Source organism: Mesorhizobium sp. M0621 (assembly GCF_040320745.1).
Taxonomy (GTDB): domain Bacteria; phylum Pseudomonadota; class Alphaproteobacteria; order Rhizobiales; family Rhizobiaceae; genus Mesorhizobium.
Map to the genome: position 1 here is coordinate 156182 of NZ_JAMYQF010000003.1, position 19561 is coordinate 175742.

Annotated in this window: 15 protein-coding genes; 3 read left to right on the forward strand and 12 right to left on the reverse strand. The window is 62.8% G+C overall.

Features of this window, described 5'->3' with window-relative positions:
- Positions 1–66 precede the first annotated feature (66 nt).
- The 6 genes from NKI38_RS03465 to NKI38_RS03490 all read right to left on the reverse strand — a co-directional run bounded on the left by NKI38_RS03465 (position 67) and on the right by NKI38_RS03490 (position 8083).
- A complete protein-coding gene (locus tag NKI38_RS03465) occupies positions 67–1173 on the reverse strand; it encodes an ABC transporter substrate-binding protein (RefSeq protein WP_352599577.1) in 1107 nt (368 codons plus the stop codon).
- Positions 1174–1415: 242 nt separating this feature from the next.
- On the reverse strand, positions 1416–2588 hold the full coding sequence (locus NKI38_RS03470) for an iron-containing alcohol dehydrogenase (protein WP_352654793.1): 1173 nt from the start codon (positions 2586–2588) through the stop codon (positions 1416–1418).
- Positions 2589–2605: 17 nt separating this feature from the next.
- Positions 2606–3994 (reverse strand): aldehyde dehydrogenase family protein, encoded by a 1389-nt coding sequence (locus NKI38_RS03475; RefSeq protein ID WP_352654795.1) that lies wholly within the window; start codon positions 3992–3994, stop codon positions 2606–2608.
- Positions 3995–4168: 174 nt separating this feature from the next.
- Entirely contained in the window at positions 4169–5539 is a 1371-nt protein-coding gene (locus NKI38_RS03480) for a glutamine synthetase family protein (protein ID WP_352654797.1), read from the reverse strand.
- Between the two features lie 88 nt (positions 5540–5627).
- Entirely contained in the window at positions 5628–7190 is a 1563-nt protein-coding gene (locus NKI38_RS03485) for an amino acid permease (RefSeq protein WP_352654799.1), read from the reverse strand.
- A gap of 53 nt (positions 7191–7243) precedes the next feature.
- Positions 7244–8083, reverse strand: coding sequence for an N-formylglutamate amidohydrolase (locus tag NKI38_RS03490; protein ID WP_352654800.1), 840 nt, complete (start codon positions 8081–8083; stop codon positions 7244–7246).
- A gap of 235 nt (positions 8084–8318) precedes the next feature.
- Here NKI38_RS03490 and NKI38_RS03495 point away from each other — a divergent pair, with 235 nt between their 5' ends.
- The 3 genes from NKI38_RS03495 to NKI38_RS03505 all read left to right on the forward strand — a co-directional run bounded on the left by NKI38_RS03495 (position 8319) and on the right by NKI38_RS03505 (position 13595).
- Positions 8319–9146: a MurR/RpiR family transcriptional regulator gene (locus NKI38_RS03495; protein ID WP_352654802.1), complete on the forward strand. Its 828-nt coding sequence runs from the start codon at positions 8319–8321 to the stop codon at positions 9144–9146.
- Between the two features lie 157 nt (positions 9147–9303).
- Entirely contained in the window at positions 9304–10467 is a 1164-nt protein-coding gene (locus NKI38_RS03500; RefSeq protein WP_352654804.1) for an efflux RND transporter periplasmic adaptor subunit, read from the forward strand.
- Positions 10464–13595 carry an efflux RND transporter permease subunit gene (locus NKI38_RS03505; protein WP_352654806.1) on the forward strand — a complete coding sequence of 1044 codons (3132 nt, stop codon included), beginning with the start codon at positions 10464–10466 and terminating at the stop codon, positions 13593–13595. Before NKI38_RS03500 ends, NKI38_RS03505 begins: the two co-directional genes overlap by 4 nt.
- Positions 13596–13630: 35 nt before the next feature.
- Here the strand turns inward: NKI38_RS03505 and NKI38_RS03510 are convergent, their stop codons facing one another.
- The 6 genes from NKI38_RS03510 to NKI38_RS03535 form a co-directional block, all read right to left on the reverse strand.
- Positions 13631–14041, reverse strand: a complete 411-nt coding sequence (locus NKI38_RS03510; RefSeq protein WP_352654808.1) for a GtrA family protein — start codon at positions 14039–14041, stop codon at positions 13631–13633.
- On the reverse strand, positions 14038–14847 hold the full coding sequence (locus NKI38_RS03515; RefSeq protein ID WP_352654810.1) for a ChbG/HpnK family deacetylase: 810 nt from the start codon (positions 14845–14847) through the stop codon (positions 14038–14040). The genes NKI38_RS03510 and NKI38_RS03515 overlap by 4 nt, the downstream gene beginning before the upstream one ends.
- Positions 14844–15833 carry a glycosyltransferase family 2 protein gene (locus NKI38_RS03520; protein WP_352654812.1) on the reverse strand — a complete coding sequence of 330 codons (990 nt, stop codon included), beginning with the start codon at positions 15831–15833 and terminating at the stop codon, positions 14844–14846. The genes NKI38_RS03515 and NKI38_RS03520 overlap by 4 nt, the downstream gene beginning before the upstream one ends.
- Positions 15826–16989, reverse strand: coding sequence for a glycosyltransferase family 87 protein (locus NKI38_RS03525; protein WP_352654814.1), 1164 nt, complete (start codon positions 16987–16989; stop codon positions 15826–15828). The genes NKI38_RS03520 and NKI38_RS03525 overlap by 8 nt, the downstream gene beginning before the upstream one ends.
- Positions 16990–17207: 218 nt before the next feature.
- The gene (locus NKI38_RS03530; RefSeq protein ID WP_352654816.1) at positions 17208–18245 is read right to left on the reverse strand and encodes a zinc-binding dehydrogenase; all 1038 of its coding nucleotides are present in this window, start codon (positions 18243–18245) and stop codon (positions 17208–17210) included.
- Positions 18246–18298: 53 nt separating this feature from the next.
- Positions 18299–19540: an acyl-CoA dehydrogenase family protein gene (locus NKI38_RS03535; RefSeq protein WP_352654817.1), complete on the reverse strand. Its 1242-nt coding sequence runs from the start codon at positions 19538–19540 to the stop codon at positions 18299–18301.
- Between the last annotated feature and the right edge of the window lie 21 nt (positions 19541–19561).

The window sequence follows — 19561 nt, forward strand, 5'->3', positions numbered from 1 at the left end:
GCGCCGGCTACCGTCTTCGAGAGAAAGAACCGGGCGGCCGCGAAGCCGCCCGGTGGATTTCAGCTGTTACTTGACGTTGGCGCCGACAACGGCATCCCAGTTCTTGGTGATGGCTTCCTTCGCCTTGCCCTGCTCGTCGAGCGTCGGGAACGCCGCGGCCGCATAGGACTCAGCCGGCGGCAGCTTGGCCAGCACGTCCGCCGGGATCTTGTTGTTCTTGGCAAGATCGTTGAAGCGGATCGGGTGGCAATAGCCCTTCAGCCAAGCGATCTGGCCTTCGTCGGAATAGAGGTATTCCAGCCAGAGCTTGGCTGCGTTCGGGTGCGGCGCGTAGGCGCTGATCGCCTGCACGTAGACGCCGGCGACGACACCGGTCTTCGGCACGACGACGTCGACGGGCGGATTGCCCTTCAGCGTGTCACGGCCGGCGAGCGCGTTGTAGTCCCAGGTGACGAGGATCGGAGTCTGCCCCTGGGCGAGCGTGGCGGCCTTGCCGATGACCGGCACGAAATTGCCGGCGGCGTTGAGCTTCTTGAAGAAGTCGAGGCCTGCGGTGCCGGCTGCCTCGCCAGCAGCCGCACCCGACGACAGGCCAGCGGCATATACCGCCTGGATAGCCTGGTTCGACGCGCGCGGATCACCGGCCAAAGCGACCGAGTTGGCGAATTCCGGCTTCAGCAGGTCGGCCCAATCCTTCGGCGATTCCTTGACCAGATCCTTGTTCACCTGGAAGGACAGCACGCCGTAGTAGTCGCCGGTCCAGAACCCTTCGGCGTCCTTGGCGCTCTCTGGGATCGAGTCCCAGGTCGACACCTTGTAAGCCTGGATCAGGCCATCCTTCTTGGCCGACGGGCCGAACGACAAGCCGACGTCGATGACGTCGGGCGCCTGCGGGCCCTTGTTGTCCTTGTTGGCCTTGATCGCCTCGACCTCGTCACCGGAACCGGCATCGGGGTTGAGTTCGTTGACGGTGATTTCCGGATACTTCGCCTTGAAACCGGCGATGACGTCGCCGTAACCGCACCAGTCATGCGGCAGCGCGATTGTGGTAAGCTGGCCTTCGGCCTTGGCGGCCTTGACGAGATCGTCCATCGAATCCGCGGACGAAATCACCGTCGACGCGAAAAGCGCCGCGGCCGAAAGGGAAAGCACTTTCCCCGTGAATTTGAACATGTGTTCTCTCCGTTGAACTGACGCCGTTGGACGCCTGCGATGCGGTATCGTTTTCATGTGACAGCCAGATGAAAGCTTTATGAAACCGGCTGCTCGCAGTGCGAAAAAGTAAACTCTTTTTAACCGGTTGTAGCAATCGCTTCGCGATTCTTTTTCCGGCTAACTAATTTCTGCCTTGCCCGTCATCCTCCCCCTTGTTTTTGTAGCCCCTTTTCAGATCACTTTGCGATGCGGAAAACGCCTCAGACCGTGCCGGCGATGGCGTTTTCGAGCAAGGTCAGCGCCGCCTTCTTGGTCAGCTTGACCGGGTTGCCGCCGGCGGTGGGATCGACCACCGCCATGTCGGCGATCAGCCCCTTGCGCTTCTTGTCCATGTCGAGCCCCTTGATCAGGCCCGGCAGCGCGTGCGGTACCTTCAATTCCTTGCGCAGCTTGATGATCGCCTTGGCGAAGCCGTCGAAGCCGCCCTTGATGCCGCAATAGGCGGCGAGCCGGCCAATACGCTCCTCGATCGATTCCCGGTTGAAGGCCAGCACATAGGGCATGAACACCGCATTGGTCATGCCGTGATGGGTATCGTAGAGCGCGCCGATCGGATGCGACAGCGAATGGATGGCGCCGAGCCCCTTCTGGAACGCGGTGGCGCCCATCGCGGCAGCACTCATCATATGGGCGCGCGCGACGAGATCCTTGCCGTTGGCAAAAGCCTTCGGCAGGTTCTCGAAGACCAGCCTCACACCTTCAACGGCAATGCCGTCGGCCATCGGATGGTAGCCCGGCGCGCAATAGGCTTCGAGGCAGTGGGCAAGCGCGTCCATGCCGGTACCGGCGGTGATGAAGCCGGGCATGCCGACCGACAGTTCCGGATCGGCGATGACGATTGCCGGCAAAAGTTTCGGATGAAAGATGACCTTCTTGGTGTGCGTCGCCTCATTGGTGATGACACCGGCGCGGCCGACCTCCGATCCCGTACCGGCGGTGGTCGGCACGGCGATGATCGGCGCGATGGCATCCGAATTGGCGCGCGTCCACCAGTCGTCGACATCCTCGAAGTCCCACACCGGCCTGGTCTGCCCGGCCTGGAAGGCAATCAGCTTGCCGAGATCGAGCGCCGAGCCGCCACCGAAGGCGATGACGCCGTCATGCTTGCCCTTCTTGAACACGGCGATGCCGGCGGTCAGATTGGATTCGACCGGGTTCGGCCTGACCTCCGAGAAGACGCCATAGGGAACCTTGGCGTCGTCAAGGATTTTCAGCGTCGAGGCGACGACCGGCAGTTTCGCCAGGCCTGGATCGGTGACGAACAGCGGCCGCTTGATGCCGGTGGCCGACAGCACCTCAGGCAATTCCTTGATGCGCCCGGCGCCGAAGCGGACGGTGGTGGGGTAGTTCCATTTGGAGATCAGCTTGGACATTTTTGTCTTTCAATAAATCAGATGGCTTCGCGCAGATGGAATGATTTTGGCCTGGTCAGATTGTCGTAGCCGATGGCCGACAGCCCCGCACCCTTGCCGGTGTCCTTGACGCCGGTCCAGACCAGCGCCGGGTCGAGGTAGTCGCAGCGGTTCATGAACACCGTGCCGGTTTCGACGCGGTTGCCGATCGCCACCGCATGCTCGGTATCGCGCGTCCAGATCGAAGCAGTCAGTCCGTAGGGGCTGTCGTTCATCAGCGCGATCGCCTCTTCGTCGTTGCGCACCTTCATGATGCCGACGATCGGCCCAAAGCTCTCCTCGCGCATGACGCTCATCTGATGATCGACATTGGTCAGCACTTCCGGCGCCAGATAGGGCGAACCGGCCTTGTCGTTGGTCACCTTCATGTTGATGTGCGCCGCCGCGCCTTTGCGCAGTGCCTCGGCCTTCTGTTCGCGGATCAGGTCGGCGAAGCGCGCCTGCGCCATCGGCCCCATCGTCGTCGCCTGGTCGAGCGGATTGCCGACGACATAGTTCTTCGTCTCGGCGATGAAGCCTTCGACGAATTCGTCATAGACCTTTTCGTGCACATAGACGCGTTCGATGCCGCAGCAGCACTGTCCGGAATTGTAGAAGGCGCCGTCGACCAGATTGGCGACCGCATGGTCCATCTTGGCGTCGGGCAGCACATAGGCCGGATCCTTGCCGCCAAGCTCCAGGCCGAGCGTCATGAAAGTGCCCGCCGCCGCTCTTTCGATGGCGCGGCCGCCGGCGACCGAACCGGTGAAATTGACATGGTCGATCTTGCCCGAGCCGAGCAGCTTCTCGGTCTGGGCGTGGTTGAGCACGATATTCTGGAACACACCCTTCGGCAGACCGGCCTTGTCGAGGGCCTGCTGAAAGCGCTCGCCGACCAGCAGCGTCTGCGCCGCATGCTTGAGGATGACGGTGTTGCCGGCCATCAGCGCCGGCACGATGGTGTTGACCGCGGTGAGGTAAGGATAATTCCACGGCGCGATCACCATGACCACGCCGAGCGGATCCTTCTTCACATAGCGGCGGAAGCCATCCTTCGGGTTGGAGGCCGGCACCGACTTGAGCGCCGCCTCGGCGATCTCGACCATGTAGTTGGTGCGTTCCTTGACGCCGCCGAACTCACCGCCATAACGAACAGGCCGCCCCATCTGCCAGGCGATCTCCGGCACGATCTCGTCGGTCATCGCAACCAGCGCTTCCAGCATCGCCAGCATGTACTTGCCGCGCTCGACGATCGGCGTCAGCGCCCATTTCTCTTGCGCAGCCTTGGCGCGCTCGACCGCGGCGCTGACCGCCTGGTCTGTCGCGATCGGCCGCTCGGCATAGATCGAGCCATCGACTGGGGATATGAGTTTGACCGTTTCGGTCATTTTGTTAGTCCTCGCATTCTGTAACGAAAATCTTGTGGTCTGGCGTTGCCATCCTCCTGCCGGCCCCTTTTCCCCGATTATGACGGGAAGAAGGGACGTGGCCCAGCGCTTGCGGCCCCTCTCCCCGCTCTACACGGGGAGAGGATAGAGTGAGGGTGGCGCCGACAAACGGACTTAGTACCGCTCGAACCCTCTATGCAGTTCCCAATCCGTAATCCGGCGGTCGTATTCGAACTGCTCCCACTTGGCGGTGTGGACATAGTGTTCAAGCACGTCCTCGCCGAACGCCTGCTTCAGCATCATCGAGTCCGTCAGCGTCTCGGTGGCATCGCGCAGCGTCTTCGGGATCTCCGGCAGGCGAGATGCCTGATAGGCATCACCGACAAACGGCTTTTGCAGTTCCAGCTTCTCGTCGATGCCGGCAAGACCGGCCGCGATCAGCGCCGCGAAGGCGAGATAGGGGTTGAGGTCGGCGCCGCCGATGCGGCACTCCATGCGGATGCCCTTGGTGCCCTCGCCGCACAGCCGGAAACCGGCGGTGCGGTTGTCCTCGCTCCACATGATCTTGGTCGGCGCGAAGGTGCCGGCTTGGAAGCGCTTGTAGGAATTGACGTAAGGCGCCAGGAACCAGGTGAATTCGTTGGCGTATTTGAGTTGGCCCGCCGCCCATTGCTGGCCGAGCGTCGACAGCGTCCACTCCGCATTTTTGTCGAAGAACAACGGCGTCTTGCCGTCGGCGCTCCACAGCGAATTGTGGATGTGGCTGGAATTGCCGGCGAGCCCGTAATTGTATTTGGACATGAACGAAATCGCCTTCCCCTCGGACTCGGCGATTTCCTTGGCGCCGTTCTTCAGGATGACGTGGCGGTCGGCCATGTCGAGCGCCTCGGCATAGCGCACATTGATCTCTTCCTGGCCCGGACCCCACTCGCCCTTGGAATTCTCGATCGGAATGCCCGCCGCTTCCATTTCGTTGCGAAGCCGGCGCATGACGCCTTCTTCCTTGGTGGTGATGCCGATCTGGTAGTCGCCGATATAGGGCGATGCCGTGTCGAGGCCCTGCCAATGCTTCTTGCGGGCGGAATCGTAGGTCTCGTTGAACAGGTAGAATTCCAACTCTGAAGCGAAATAGCCGATATAGCCGCGCTCCGTCAGCCGCTTGACCTGTTTCTTGAGGATGGCGCGCGGCGAGTGCGGCAGGTCGTCATGCGTGTGGTGGTCGAGCACGTCGCAGATCACGAGTGCGGTCTTTTCCAGCCACGGAATGCGCCGCAGCGTGGCCAGATCCGGCTTCATGACGAAGTCGCCATAGCCCTTCGACCAACTCGCTGCCTTGTAACCGGGCACCGGCTCCATATCGATGTCGGCGGCCAGGAGATAGTTGCAGCCATGCGTTTCGTCATGCGCGGAATCGACGAAGTATTGCGCCAGGAACCGTTTGCCCGCCAGCCGGCCCTGCATGTCGACGATGCAGGCCAGCACCGTGTCGATCTCGCCGCTGGAGACCGCTTTCTTCAATTGATCGAACGAGAAATTTCCGGCCATTCCTTTGGCACTCCAGCGCTTGACGATTGAGAGGGGCAAACGAAACCATGGCCGGCAAAAACGCCGGCCATGGCCATGATGATTGATGTCAGTAGCCGGTTTCGCCGACGGCCAGTTCGGCGGCCGCGATGGCAGCCTTGCGCTTGGCAATCTGGTCGCCGATCGGCGGACCCTGGAAACGGCGGTTCTCGAACCCGAACCAAAGCACGGCGGTCAGCACAATGAAGCCAATGGTGATGTAAAGCACTTTGTCGTTCGGCGGCTGGATGGCGATGTAGAAGATGATCGCCATGCCGACGACCGACAGGCCGCAAAACAGCTTGAACAGGCCGGCGCCGAGATTCCACGGGCCTGGATTCGGCCATTTCGCCGTTCCGAAAGTCATCATGCCGAGCACGATCGGAATGATGAACGACAGGAACAGAAACACCAGCGTCGAATTGACGACGATGGTGTAGATGTTGGTGCCGCCGATCGAAATGAACTGCGCAAGAAAGACATAGATGATCTCGAGCACCGCAGCGGTCCAGATCGCGTTGACCGGCGTGCGCCAGGTCGGGTTGACTTTGGCAAGCGATGCGGAACCGAACGGCATGCCACCGTCACGCGAGAAGGCAAACAACATGCGCGAGGCCGAGGTCACCGTGGCGAGACCGCACAGGAACTGCGAGATCAGGATTGCGAGATACAGCAACGTCTTCAGCCAGACTGGCATGATCGCGTCCATGGTGGCGAAGAACACGTTCCAGCCCTGCTTGGCGCCGGCGGCCAGGTCGGGGATTGCCAGAACGATTGCGCACAGCATCACCCAACCGATTAGCGAAGACCAGAGCACGGACGAAACGATCGCCTGCGGCACCGAGTGTGCTGCTTTCTCTGTTTCTTCGGAGGTATGCGCCGACGCGTCGTAGCCGGTAATGGTGTAGACCGGCAGAAGCAGGCAGAGCAGGAACAGGTAGCTCATGGAGTCGGACTGCGGGAAGACACCGCCACCGGCGTCGCCCGAATAGTTGGTGAATGTCCACAACCGCGTGATATCGATCGCGGGCGCAAACACCAGGCAAGCCACAATCAGTACTGCCGTCGCGCCCAGGATGAGGAAGCCCGAAGCATCCGTCAGCATGGCCGTGAGTTTGATGCCAAAATGGTTGAACAGCGCCTGCAGCACCGTGATGAAGGTAACGAACCCGACGATCTCGCCCGGCGTTCCGGTGATGCCAAACCAGCTTCCGAACGTTCCGACAAAGAAGAATGCGGTGCCGATATTGATCGCGCCCAGCACGGTGATCAGGCCGAGCAAATTGAGCCAGGCGGTCAGCCAGCCGGTGAAGCGGTTTCCGAGAATCGAAGACCAGTGATAGAGGCCGCCAGCGGTCGGAAATGCCGAGGCAATCTGCGCCATCGCAAGGGCAAAGCAGGCCGAAAGACAACAGCCGACGATCCAGCCGATGCCCGCCGCGGCGCCGCCGATCGACCCGGTGGCTTGTGCAAAGGAATTGATGCCACCCGAAAGGATGCAGATGATCGAGAACGAGATCGCGAAATTCGAGAAGCGGCTCATGCTTCGCGACAATTCCTGGGCATAGCCCATACCGTGGAGAACCTTGAGGTCCTCCTTCTTGTCAATGTCTGTGTAACCCGGTGCTATCATTGGAAGTCCCCTGTTGTTTCCGAACGAGCTGAGTCAGCCTCATCTCGTTCTGGCTAGCCGATTGAACTGACTTTCCGACTGAATGCGATCTGGCCGACTGAATGCGATCTGGTCTGTCCTGCCTCCTCCGGCTCCAGATCCGAAAAAATGCCCGTGAGCAGATCCGCCCATTTCCGCTGCCCGGTCTCGCCGGAAATTTCATCATTGCGGATTTCGATCATCGCGCAAGGCAAGCCGCGCGAGCGCGCATGGCGTTCCAGCGTGAAATAGACGCGGTCGGCCGGCGAATAGGGCTCGTTGACGCCGACGGTGACGCCGGCAAGCCGTTTCAGCGCTGATATCAACGGTGATGCCAGCCGGCGGTCCTCGTCATGGATGATGCCGATGTGCCAGGGCCGATTCTTGCCCTTGAAGACCGGGGTGAAAGAATGGATCGACACCAGTCGCGTCTCTCGGCCCGACGCCAACCGATCCTCAATGGTCTTCTCGATAGTGTCATGGAACGGGCGCCATGCGAGCGATACACGCGCCTCCCGCTCGTCAGCGGAGAGTCCCTGGTTCGCTGGAACGACGGTTTTCTCGCTGACACTGACACTCATTATGAGGTCGGGCGCGTCGAGCGGCCGGTTGCAGTCGATGACGAGACGAGAAATGCAGGTTTCGACCAGCGTCGCGTCGAGCGCCTGCGCCATGCGGCGGGCAACCGGCAGCGCGCCGGGATCCCAGGCGATGTGGCGCGACAGGTCCTCGGTGGCAAGGCCGAGCGTGCCGAATTCGGCGGGAAGGAAGTTCGAGGCGTGATCGCAGGTCAGCACGAAAGGGCTCGATCCGCCGGGATTCGTCACCCTCACGGTATCAGACGCTGCAAGGCTGGCGGGCCGTGCTTTCTCCATAGTCTACTGTCCCCGGGGACGCTGTATCGTATGTTACGTATTTTGTGTCATTGCGTCCCTGTGGATGATTTCATACAGTTTGGCCGGCTTTGTCAAACGCGATTTTGGAAAAGAACCTTCGACCGGGCCGAAGCGTTCTGCAGCCAGGTAGAATCACTTGGCATCGCAGAAATGGGGCCAAGACAAACAGACGGAGCGGAATGGTTTACCATCCCGCTCCAAGGGTGGGGAAAAGATGATTTCCAATATTGCCGAACTGATTGCCGACCGCATCGGCACGATGCCGGCCGGAGAACGGCGCGCGGCCCAGACGCTGATCGCCAGTTACCCGATGATCGGCTTGAAGACGGTTGCCGAATTCTCGGCCACGGCCGGCGTCTCTTCGCCGACGATCCTGCGTTTCGTTGCCCGTCTCGGCTTCCAGAACTATCCGGAATTCCAGTCCAGCCTGCAGGACGAACTGGCGGCGCAATTGCAATCGCCGGCGACAAGGACGCTCAATCCGCCCTCGCCTGGCGGCGGCACGGTGTCACCAATGCTGGAAGCGACGCTCGACAACATGCGCGAGACGTTCAGGCACCTGTCCGACAAGCAGCTTGCCGACATCGCCACCCGGCTCGTCGACCGGCGAGGCAAGACATTCCTGATCGGCGGCCGCTTCACCGATCCGCTGGCCCGTTACATGGCCGCCCACCTCGCCGTCATCCAGCCTGATGTCTTTCACCTTGCCGGCCAGGAAAGCATGTGGCGCGACAGGCTGATCGACATGGGCAAACGCGACGTGCTGGTGATCTTCGACATCAGACGCTACCAGGACAGTCTCGCCCGCTTCGCCGAGAAGGCGCATCAGCGTGGCGTGCAGATCGTTCTGTTCACCGACCAGTGGCTGTCGCCGATCGCCCGCTTCGCCCGCCATGTCATCGCCGGACGCACCGCCGTGCCGTCGGCGTGGGATTCCTCGGCTGCCCTTTTCGTCGTTGCGGAAACGCTGATCGGCGCCGTCACCCGTCAACTGGAAGCAGAAGGCGCCAAACGCATTCGCGAGATGGAAGGTCTGCGTTAGGCGTCAACGTTACGCATATTTAATGTGCGCAGACAGCGGAGAGTTGTCATAAAGACGCGATATCGGGGTGGCTTCTTGCCTTACAATAGCCTCGCTGCGTCTGCTTCATTTCGGGAAACCGGTAGACGGAAGGATTGTCTTGCCAACCGGAGTGCCGATGGCCGCCTGGAAACAGATACTTTTCGCGCTTGTGGTGCTGGTAGTGGCGGCGGCCGCCTGGCTGCGCTTTAATCCGGGCGCTCACGACGTGCTGGCAAGCTGGGGTATTGACTGGGCTTATGCCGCAACGTCCCCCGCTGAAAGCAGCGCCGCCAATGCAAAGCAGGCAATCGGCCGCGGTGGTGGCAACCAGCAGGTGAACGTGGTTGGCCTGGCGGCCACTTCGGCTGTCATCAACGACCGCTTGCAGGCGATCGGTACCGGCCGTGCCAATGCCTCGGTGACCGTCAATCCCTACAGTTCCGGTCGTCTCGCGGAGTTGCTGGTCGAATCCGGCAGCCATGTCGACAAGGGACAGATCATCGCGACCCTTGATTCCGAGACCGAGGTGATCTCTCAGGACCGGGCCAAGCTTGCATTGCAGGACGCGCAGGCCAAGCTCGACCGCGTCAAGTCGCTTCGTGCCTCCAACGCCGCGACACCGGTCGCCGTGGCCGACGCAGAGGTCGTGTTGGCCGGCGCCAAGCTGGCGCTCCAGGACGCGGAACTTGCGCTGCAGCGTCGGTCGATTCTGGCGCCGATCGCCGGCACCGTCGGTATCCTGCCGATCTCCGCCGGCAATTATGTGACCAACCAGTCGGCAATCGCCACACTCGATGACCGGTCCTCGATCCTGGTCGATTTCCTGGTGCCGGAGCGTTTCGCCGCCGCCGTCAAGGTCGGCGCGCAGTTGACGGCGACGCCGATCGCCAATCCCAGCAATGCCTATACCGGAACGGTTTCGGCCATAGACAATCACATTGATGAGAAGAGCCGCACCCTTCTGGTCAAGGCCAAGATCGCCAATCCGGCCGATTCGCTGCGTGCCGGCATGTCGTTCGGCATCACCATGAAATTCCCGGGACAGACCTATCCGGCCGTCAGCCCGCTGGCGATCCTGTGGGGTTCGGACGGCGCCTATGTCTGGCAGATCGAGGACGGCAAGGCCAAGCGTGTCCCGGTGCGCATCATCCAGCGCAACACCGAAACCGTGCTGATCGACGCAGAGATCGACAGCGGCGACATGGTGGTCACCGAAGGCACCCAGAGCATCAGCGAGGGCGGCACAGTCCGCCTTGCCGGCGAAGAGCAGCGTGCTGTGGAGGCGGCCGAGGGCTCATGACCGGAACCGGCAACGCCACCAGCGATACCGGCTTCACCGCTCTGTTCATTCGCAGGCCGGTCATGGCTTTCGTGTTGAACACCCTCATTGCCGTTGCCGGCCTCGCGGCCTTCTACGGCGTTGAGATCCGTGAACTGCCTGACGTCGATCGCGCGGTCGTTACTGTTTCCACCGCCTTCGAAGGGGCGGCGGCAGAAACCGTCGACCGCGAATTGACCGACACGATCGAGGGCGCCGTCGCCCGCGTCTCCGGCGTCAAGTCGATCTCGTCTTCTTCCTCGTTCGGTTCGAGCCGCGTCACCATCGAGTTCAACGACGGTGTCGATCTCGACGTTGCCGCCTCAGACGTGCGTGATGCCGTCGGCCGCGTCGCCAACCAGATGCCGGACACCGCCGATCCGCCGCGCATCGTCAAGGCCGACGCCAATTCCGAACCGGTGATGCGATTGGCGGTGACCTCGGACAACATGTCGATCCAGGACATGACGGTGGTGGTCCAGGACCAGATCGAGGACGAACTGGCCGCCGTGCCCGGCGTTGCCGATGTCCAGGTCTATGGCGACCGCGACAAGATCTTCCGCATCGACGTCAATCAGAACAAGCTGGCCAGCCTCGGCTTCACGGTTGCCGACCTCAGGACGGCACTTGCCTCGGTCGCCTTCGATTCACCGGCCGGTTCGATCACCACGACCAACCAGGACCTGATCGTCCGCACGACGGCCGACGTGACCACGCCGGAAGAGTTCGAAAACATCATCATCGGCGGCACGACACGCATCCGCGACGTCGCCACCGTCACTCTCGGCCCCGATGTCGGCCAAACCACGCTGCGTTCGGATGGCAAGACCGGCATTGGCGTCGGCATCATCCGCCAGGCGGAATCGAACACCTTGGACATCTCGACCGGTGTCCAGGCGGCTGTCGCCAAATTGCAGCAAAACCTGCCCAAGGGCATGTCGATCAAGGTCACCAGCGACGACGCGGTCTTCGTCAAGGGCGCGGTGCACGAGGTCGAGATCGCGCTTGGCCTGTCGGTGACCATTGTGCTGCTCGTCATCTATGTCTTCCTGCTCGACTGGCGCGCCACGCTGATCCCGGGCCTGTCGATGCCGGTCGCCATGATCGGCACCATCGCCGCCATCTACCTGGCCGGCTTCTCGGTCAACATCCTGACCCTGCTCGCCCTGGTGCTGGCGACCGGACTGGTCGTCGACGACGCCATCGTCGTGCTCGAAAACATCGTGCGACGACGCAACGAAGGCATGGGGCCGCGCGCCGCCGCCGTGCTCGGCGCACAGGAGGTGTTTTTCGCCGTCATTGCCACCACTTTGACGCTGGTCGCCGTCTTCGTGCCGATCTCGTTCCTGCCCGGCCAGACCGGCGGCCTGTTCCGCGAGTTTGGCTTCGTGCTTGCCATGTCGGTGCTTTTGTCCTGCGTGGTGGCGCTGACGCTGTGCCCGATGCTCGCCTCGCGCATGCTGTCGAGCGCATCGCTCCACCACGAGGGCGGTCACGGCATCGGCGCCCGCATCGGCGGCGCGCTGAATACAGCCTACAAGCGCGGCCTGCACGCTTGCCTCGATGCGCCATGGATCGTGCTTCTGGTCGCGGTGCTGTTTGCCGGCATCGCCTTCACCCTGTTCGGCACCATTCGCCAGGAACTAACGCCGACCGAGGACCGCGCCGCCGTGCTGCTGCGCATCAGCGCCCCGCAAGGCGTCAGCCTCGACTACACCACCCAGCAAATGCAGAAGATCGAGAAACTGATCCAGCCAATGCGCGATTCCGGCGAGATCCGCAGCACCTTCGAGAATGCCGGCCAGAACGGCTCCTACAATTCCGGCTTCATGGTGATGACGCTGGCGCCGTGGAACGAGCGCAGCCGCAGCCAGCAAGAGATCATGGCCGAGATCAGCCAACTGACCAAACAGGTGCCGAGCGTGCGCATCTTCCCGGTACAGCCAAACAGCCTCGGTATCCGCGGCGCCGGCAACGGCCTACAGTTCGCGCTGGTCGGCAACGACCGCAAGGCGCTCAGTGACGCGGCGGTGAAGATCATCGCCGAGATGCAGAAGGACCCGCGCTTCCAGACGCCACGCCTGTCCATCGACCCGACGCAGCCGCAGCTTGCCGCGGCCATCGATCGCGAACGCGCCTCCGACCTCGGCATCGACATCACCGGGCTGGCCAACACCTTGCAGGCCATGCTCGACGGCAACGACGTCGTCGATGTGTATATCGCCGATCGCAGCTATGGCGTGAAGCTGGTCTCGACCACCAATCCGATCAACGATCCGACCGACCTGGAAAACATCTTCCTGAAAACGGCCGACGGACGTTTCGTGCCGATGTCGACAATCGCCGCGCTGACCGAGCGTGCCGTGCCGCCATCGCTGTCGCGCGAACAGCAGCAGCCTTCGGTGGCCATCACATCCAACCTTAGCGGCGATTTCGCGCTCGGCGATGCGCTCACCCGCGCCGAGGAAATCGCCACGCCGCTGCTGCCTGCGGGCAGCCGCATCCTGCCGCTGGCCGAGGCCGCGACGCTGGGCGAGACCAACAGCGCCATGGTCACCATCTTCGGCTTCGCCCTGGTGATCATCCTTTTGGTGCTGGCCGCCCAGTTCGAGAGCTTCGTCAGCGCCGTCATCATCATGGCGACGGTTCCACTCGGTCTCGCCTGCGCCATCTTCGCACTGCTCCTCTCGGGCACGAGTCTCAACGCCTACAGCCAGATCGGCCTGGTGCTGCTGGTCGGCGTCATGGCCAAGAACGGTATTCTGATCGTCGAATTCGCCAACCAGCTGCGCGACCGCGGGCTTGGCGTGCGCGAGGCGATCGAGCAGGCCTCGATCATCCGCGTGCGGCCAGTGATGATGACGATGATCTGCACAGTGCTCGGCGGCTTGCCGCTGGTGCTGGCGAGCGGTGCGGGTGCCGAGGCACGCGTGGCACTTGGCTGGGTCATCGTCGGCGGGCTTGGTCTCGCCACCGTCTCGACGCTGTTCCTGACGCCGGTCGCCTATCTCCTGCTTGGCCGTTTCGTCACGCCGAAAACGCATGAGGAAGCCCGGCTGAAGCGCGAACTCGAGGAAGCCGCATACACCAATGTGAAACCGGCCGAGTAGAGACGTTCCAGGAAAAGTGAGGGCGGTTTCCACCGCTATTTCAGCAACCGGCCTTCGATCGACCAGCGTGCGGCGAGGAAATTCAGCACCGCCGCCACCACGACACCGCAAATCTTCGCCGGCCAAACTCCGACTGTCGTTGCGAACAGCGCGATCGAAAGGCTGGAGACGCCGAGCGAAATCAGCCCACCGAGCGAGGCGAAGCGAAGGAACGCGTCATGCAGCCGGATGGCTCGATTGCGCTCGAACGACCAGAAGCCGTTCGCCGCGAAAGAAAAGGTGACGGCGATGAACCAGGCGGCGATGTTGGCCGGCAGCGGCGAAACCCCGAGTTTGAGCAGCAGGAAGAAGCTGGCAAGGTCGATGGCTGTGTTGGCAAGTCCGACAATGGCAAAGCGGACGATCTTGTTGCCGGTCGAACGCGGGGGCCGCTCGGCGTCGCTCATCCCTTGCCATCCATGATTGCGACACCGGCACGGGCCAGGCTGGCGCCGAATGCATCCGATGCCAGGGCCGCGAATTCGACCTCGCGCACGCCTTGCATCTGGTCGCGCGCGCGCAGTGTCGCGTCGACATGGCCCGGATGGCACATGAACAGCCCATGTTCCGGCAACGCTTCGACGGCGGCCTGCAGCACGGAAGCGAACTTTTCGGGTTGCCGCCAGTCATAGATGCCGGTGAGCGGTTCGAAAAGGATGAAGCCGGCGCTCTGCATCGACCGGTTGAATCCGGCAGCGAGCGCGGCGATCGCCGCGACTTTCGGCGTCGCAGCCAGTGCCGGGGCGCCGCGCAGCGCCGGCTTCTCGCTTCCTTCGCCAAAGCGCGAGCGCAGCCATGTGCGCACGACGGGAAGGAAATGCACATGCTGATGCCCATCGACGAAATCGGGCCGGCGCCCCAGCGCCTCGACGAAGCGGCTGTACTGGGCGTCGAGCTCGGCATGGACATCGCGCTCGGCAATGTGGCCGCGCAGAACCGGCAAAGCCAGCGCGCGGAGTGGCGGCAGCCGGCCTTCCGGCGCCAGGCTCGACCGGCCGGTGATGGCCGGCTGGTCGGTCAAGGTGAGATGCAGCCCGACTGCGACACGCCCGCGCAGAGGTTTTATGCGCTCTGCCTCCTCAGACCATTCCGGAAAGCCGGTCATGCAGCTGGTGCCGGTCAGCCGCCCGCGATCGAGCAGATCGAGAATCGCGGTGGAGACGCCGGGCGCCAGGCCGTAGTCGTCGGCGATCAGGCGAATGCGCCGCGTCATCGGTCGCGAGCACCCTGTTCCGGCCTGTCGGCGGAGATCTCGCTGCGCACGACATCGCGCACGAGATAGACCGGCCGATCCTTGCTTTCGCTGAGAGTGACCCAGACATATTCGCCGATCAGGCCAAGCAGGGTCAGATTGAGGCCGCCGAGCAGGACGACGGCGACCAGAAGGCTGGGGTAGCCCGGAACGGCAATGCCGTAGAAGATCACCTCGAAGAACACCTTGGCGCCATAGATCGCGCCGGCCAACGCCGCGAGCAGCCCGCTGAGGCTGATGAGGCGCAGCGGAATGACGGAGAACGAGGTGAACCCTTCGAGCGAGAAGGCGATCAGGTTGAGCCGGCTCCATTTCGACGTGCCGCTGGCGCGGCCCTCCGGCGAATAGGGCAACGCCTTCTGGCGGAAGCCCGCCCAGGCAAACAGGCCCTTGTTGAAGCGTCGCTTGTCGCGCAGGCTGGTCAACGCGCGCGCCACGGCGCCGCGCATGACGCGAAAGTCGCCGGCATTTTCGGGAATGTCGAAACGCTGGCTGCTGTTGATCAGGCCGTAAAAAAGCCGGGCCAGCTGGCTGCGCCGCCAGCTCGCCTCGCGGCGGTCGTTCTGCGCATAGACGACATCGACATCAGGATGGTCCACCAGTTCGGCGATGAGCTTCAGGCTGATGTCCAAGGAATGCTGGAGGTCGGCGTCCATCATCAGCACCATGGCGCCGCGCGACTGGTCGAGGCCGGCGAGTACGGCGACTTCCTTGCCGAAATTGCGGCTGAGGCGAACGATCTCCCACGACCCGGTCAGCACCTGCGAAAACCGTTCGGCGCCATCGTCACGGCTGCCGTCATCGATCAGGATCTTGTGCACGGTCATGCCGAAGCGCTGTGCCACGGCTGCTTCGAGTTCGCCGAGCAGGCGTGCGAACGCCGATGCTGATGGCGCTTCGTTGAAGAACGGCGCCACGATATCGAGTGTTGGCCGCAATTCAGCCATTTGCGACCCCTGCATTCACCACCTTTACCCGCGCCCTGGCCCAGAACCACCAGATCAGCGAACCCGCGATGAACGTAACCGCGATCGGCCGGAACCAGGGGTAGAGCAAATCGTGCACATGGCGATCGACGCCGGTCAATCCGGCCGCGAACAGCACCGTCGACAACACCGAGGCCAGAATGCCACCGCGTTCTTCGCGCCACAACAGCGCGATGGCGAGACCGGCGGGCACCGCGATCATCGCATAGGTGTTGGGCTCGACGCGCGGGTTGAAGACGCACATGTAGAAAGTGGCCGTCAGGAAGATGGCCAGCCCCGCCGGTCCGCGTTCAAGCTTGCGGTCGAACCAGATGACCGCCGAGAGCGTGAACAGGGCCATGACGATGCGCACGATCGTGGCAGCGGATTCCGCGATGGGCAGTCCGATCGTCGCAAAAGGTGCGGTGAAATCGGAGGCAACGAAGCGACTGATCTTGTCGACCGCCATCGAGGTCAGCATATGGGCGAAATCACCATACTGGTCGTTGAGATAACCGGCGGGCGCGAATGCATAAGGTGTGGCGATCACGAACAGAACTGCCAGCACAAGCACCGGTATCAAACGGGGGCGCAATGCTCCCGCAAGGAGCAGCATGATGATCGCGGTCGGCTTGGCGATGATGGCAAGCGATGCCCAGAAAAAGGTCTCGGCGCGCCGCCCTTCAAGCGCCGACAGGGTGAGAAGCCAGCAGGCGCCGGTCAAAAGGATTGTCGCCTGGCCGTTGCGGATCGCGCCGAGCGCCATCGGCAGAGCGAGAAAGAGACCGAACGAAAGCAGCCAGGTCAATTCCCCGCCGCCAAGCTTGCGCACCTGCCGCATCGCGGCGAAGGTCAGCACCGCAAAGCCGAACACATGCCACACCAGCCCGCCCAGATGGGGTCCGAGCTTCATCAGCGGGATGTAGAGCGCAGCAAAGACTGGCGCGTAGAGATACCCCGCCTCAAGGTCGACGTGGTAGAGTGGCTGGCCGGCCAGAAACGCCTCGCTGCCGTCTCTGTAGGCCTGCAACACCGTACGCGTGTTGGGCGACCACAGGACCATGGCAAGAACGACCAGGAACGCTCCGATCCACAGGCCAAACCCCAAACGGTCGAAAACCGGCTTGGAAATCATCATCAAGGCATCCCACACCACCCCGGAACTGGCTCAGTCCAGCACTGTCACGGCATTCGATGGCGGCGGCATATCACGGACAAAGCGGCGTGGCATAGGGGGCTGAAAGACGCGGATAGCCGCCTGACGATCCAGACAGCGGCCAGATACCGCCATCCTTGCGGCCGTCGAAAGCCCTCTGAAGGCTTCATGTCCAAGCTTCTCGCGTCTTTCGAATGGAGCTAAGGCCGAATGAACACCTTGCCATTGGGTCTGGCCAGTTCGGCCGGCAGCCGCGCCATGGCCTCGGCCAGCGGCACCACCGCCGTCACATCGGTCGACCAGCGCCCGTCGGAAAAACGTTTCTGCGCCTCCAGGATCGCCGGGCCGCGACGGTCGCGATGCTGGCGCATCCACTCGCTCAGCCAAAAACCTTCGATATGCTTGTGCTGGAAGATCAACTGGCCGGGCTCGCGGATAACAGTGACTTCGGGATCGAGCCGCCCGTAAATGATCCAGCGCGAACGCTTCGGCATGGCGTCGAAGATGGCGGAGCCCAGCGGCCCGGTTACCGCGTCGAGGAAAATGCGCGGCTGTTCGGCCTTCATCACCTCGCGCAGCGCCGTCTTGAAATCCGGCGCCCTTTCGTTGAGGACGTGCGCCGCGCCAAGCTCTTTCAAAGCCACGATCTGGTCGTCGCGGCGCATGGTGACGATCGGCCGGAAACCCTCTTCCCCGGCCAGCCCGACGAGCAGCTTGCAGAGTTGGCTGGCGCCGGCGGTCATGATGAAGGCCTTTTCGCCTTCCTGTTTGACGATGTCGAACATGGCGAGCGCGGTGAGCGGGTTGACGATCATCGCCGCGCCATCCTCGTCGCGGATGGTGTCGAGCAGTGGGATGCAGACCGCCGCCTCGGCGACGGCATATTCGGCCCATGAGCCCCAGTTGGTGACGCCGGTGGCAAACGCCACGCGCTTGCCGATCAGGCTTTTGGGATAGGGCTCGTCACTGCTGGCGACGATGGTGCCGACGCCCTCGAAGCCGGCCGGCTGGCCCTTGGCGCGCGGCTGGCCGTACTGGCCCTTGATGAACGCGACATCGGACGGATTGATCGAGGCGAGGCTGACCTTGATCAGCACCTGTGTCGGCCCGGGTGTCGGCACCGCGATGCTGCCCGGTTCGAGATAGGGCTCCATCGCCTCCAGCACGCTGCCGCTCGGGGTCCTGGTGTAACCGTCGCCGACCAGCAGCAGTGCCTTCATTTCGGAGGGGACGGTCATCGCTACACTCCTTGCCTGGACCTGCCGGCGTCGCCGGATGGCGATGCCGGCGCTCAGACCTTTTCCTGCGTGTATTTCTTCAGCTCCGTCCGCGCCACCTGCCTGCGATGCACGGCGTCAGGCCCGTCGGCAAGGCGCAATGTCCGCAGATGCGTCCACGACCGCGCCAGCGGCGTGTCCTGGCTGATGCCTTGCGCGCCGAACATCTGTACTGCCTCATCGGTGACCTTGAGCGCGACGCGGGGTGCGATCACTTTGATCTGGCTGATCCAGGGAGCCGCGGCCCGCGCATCGCCCTGATCGATCATCCACGCCGCCTTGAGGCAGAGCAGGCGGGCCATCTCGATCTCCATGCGGCATTCCGCGATGATGTCGAAATTGGCACCGAGCTTTGCCAGGGGCTGGCCGAAGGCCTCGCGGCGCACGGAACGCTGGCACAGCATTTCCAGCGCCATCTCGGCCTGGCCGATGGCGCGCATGCAATGATGGATGCGGCCGGGACCGAGCCGCCCTTGCGCGATCTCGAAACCCCTGCCCTCGCCGAGGATCAGGTTCGATGCCGGTATCCGCACATTGTCGAAGCGAAGGTGCATATGGCCATGCGGCGCGTCGTCGTCGCCATAGACCTGCATGGCGCGGATTTTGGTCACGCCTTTTGTGCCCGATGGCACCAGGATCATCGAATGGCACCGGTGCCGCGGCTCGCTGTCATCGCCGGTCCGGACCATGACGATGTAGATGGCGCAGCGCGAATCGCCGGCGCCGGACGCCCACCATTTCTCGCCGTTGAGCACATAGTCGTCGCCCTGCCGCTCGCAGCGCATGGCGATGTTGGTGGCGTCGGACGAGGCGACATCCGGCTCGGTCATCAGATAGGCCGAGCGGATCTTGCCGTCGAGCAGCGGTTCGAGCCACGCCTTCTTGTGATCGGCCGAGCCGTAGCGTTCCAGCACCTCCATATTGCCGGTGTCGGGCGCGGAGCAGTTGAAGGTCTCGGCACCGAGATGCGCCTTGCCCATCTCCTCGGCCAGATAGGCATATTCGACGGTGGAAAGGCCGTAGCCGCGTTCCGAGCCGGTCAACCAGAAATTCCACAGGCCGCGCTCTTTTGCGGTCTTCTTGAGCCCTTCGAGGATCTCGCTCTGGCGCGCCGTATAGACCCAGCGGTCGCCTTCCTTGCCCACTTCGCCGAGAAATTCCTTGTCGAGCGGCATGATCTCGTCGCGCACCATGGCCGCGACGCGCGCGTGGATCGGCTTCAGCCGCTCGGTCATGCCGAGATTCATCTCCGTCATCGGTCGCCAACCCTTCATGCG

What these genes read in the sequence shown, in the direction of transcription:
- NKI38_RS03465 (WP_352599577.1), bottom strand. Translation starts at nt 1,173, where the DNA reads ATGTTCAAATTCACGGGGAAAGTGCTTTCCCTTTCGGCCGCGGCGCTT.
- NKI38_RS03470 (WP_352654793.1), bottom strand. Translation starts at nt 2,588, where the DNA reads ATGTCCAAGCTGATCTCCAAATGGAACTACCCCACCACCGTCCGCTTC.
- NKI38_RS03475 (WP_352654795.1), bottom strand. Translation starts at nt 3,994, where the DNA reads ATGACCGAAACGGTCAAACTCATATCCCCAGTCGATGGCTCGATCTAT.
- NKI38_RS03480 (WP_352654797.1), bottom strand. Translation starts at nt 5,539, where the DNA reads ATGGCCGGAAATTTCTCGTTCGATCAATTGAAGAAAGCGGTCTCCAGC.
- NKI38_RS03485 (WP_352654799.1), bottom strand. Translation starts at nt 7,190, where the DNA reads ATGATAGCACCGGGTTACACAGACATTGACAAGAAGGAGGACCTCAAG.
- NKI38_RS03490 (WP_352654800.1), bottom strand. Translation starts at nt 8,083, where the DNA reads ATGGAGAAAGCACGGCCCGCCAGCCTTGCAGCGTCTGATACCGTGAGG.
- NKI38_RS03495 (WP_352654802.1), top strand. Translation starts at nt 8,319, where the DNA reads ATGATTTCCAATATTGCCGAACTGATTGCCGACCGCATCGGCACGATG.
- NKI38_RS03500 (WP_352654804.1), top strand. Translation starts at nt 9,304, where the DNA reads ATGGCCGCCTGGAAACAGATACTTTTCGCGCTTGTGGTGCTGGTAGTG.
- NKI38_RS03505 (WP_352654806.1), top strand. Translation starts at nt 10,464, where the DNA reads ATGACCGGAACCGGCAACGCCACCAGCGATACCGGCTTCACCGCTCTG.
- NKI38_RS03510 (WP_352654808.1), bottom strand. Translation starts at nt 14,041, where the DNA reads ATGAGCGACGCCGAGCGGCCCCCGCGTTCGACCGGCAACAAGATCGTC.
- NKI38_RS03515 (WP_352654810.1), bottom strand. Translation starts at nt 14,847, where the DNA reads ATGACGCGGCGCATTCGCCTGATCGCCGACGACTACGGCCTGGCGCCC.
- NKI38_RS03520 (WP_352654812.1), bottom strand. Translation starts at nt 15,833, where the DNA reads ATGGCTGAATTGCGGCCAACACTCGATATCGTGGCGCCGTTCTTCAAC.
- NKI38_RS03525 (WP_352654814.1), bottom strand. Translation starts at nt 16,989, where the DNA reads ATGATGATTTCCAAGCCGGTTTTCGACCGTTTGGGGTTTGGCCTGTGG.
- NKI38_RS03530 (WP_352654816.1), bottom strand. Translation starts at nt 18,245, where the DNA reads ATGACCGTCCCCTCCGAAATGAAGGCACTGCTGCTGGTCGGCGACGGT.
- NKI38_RS03535 (WP_352654817.1), bottom strand. Translation starts at nt 19,540, where the DNA reads ATGACGGAGATGAATCTCGGCATGACCGAGCGGCTGAAGCCGATCCAC.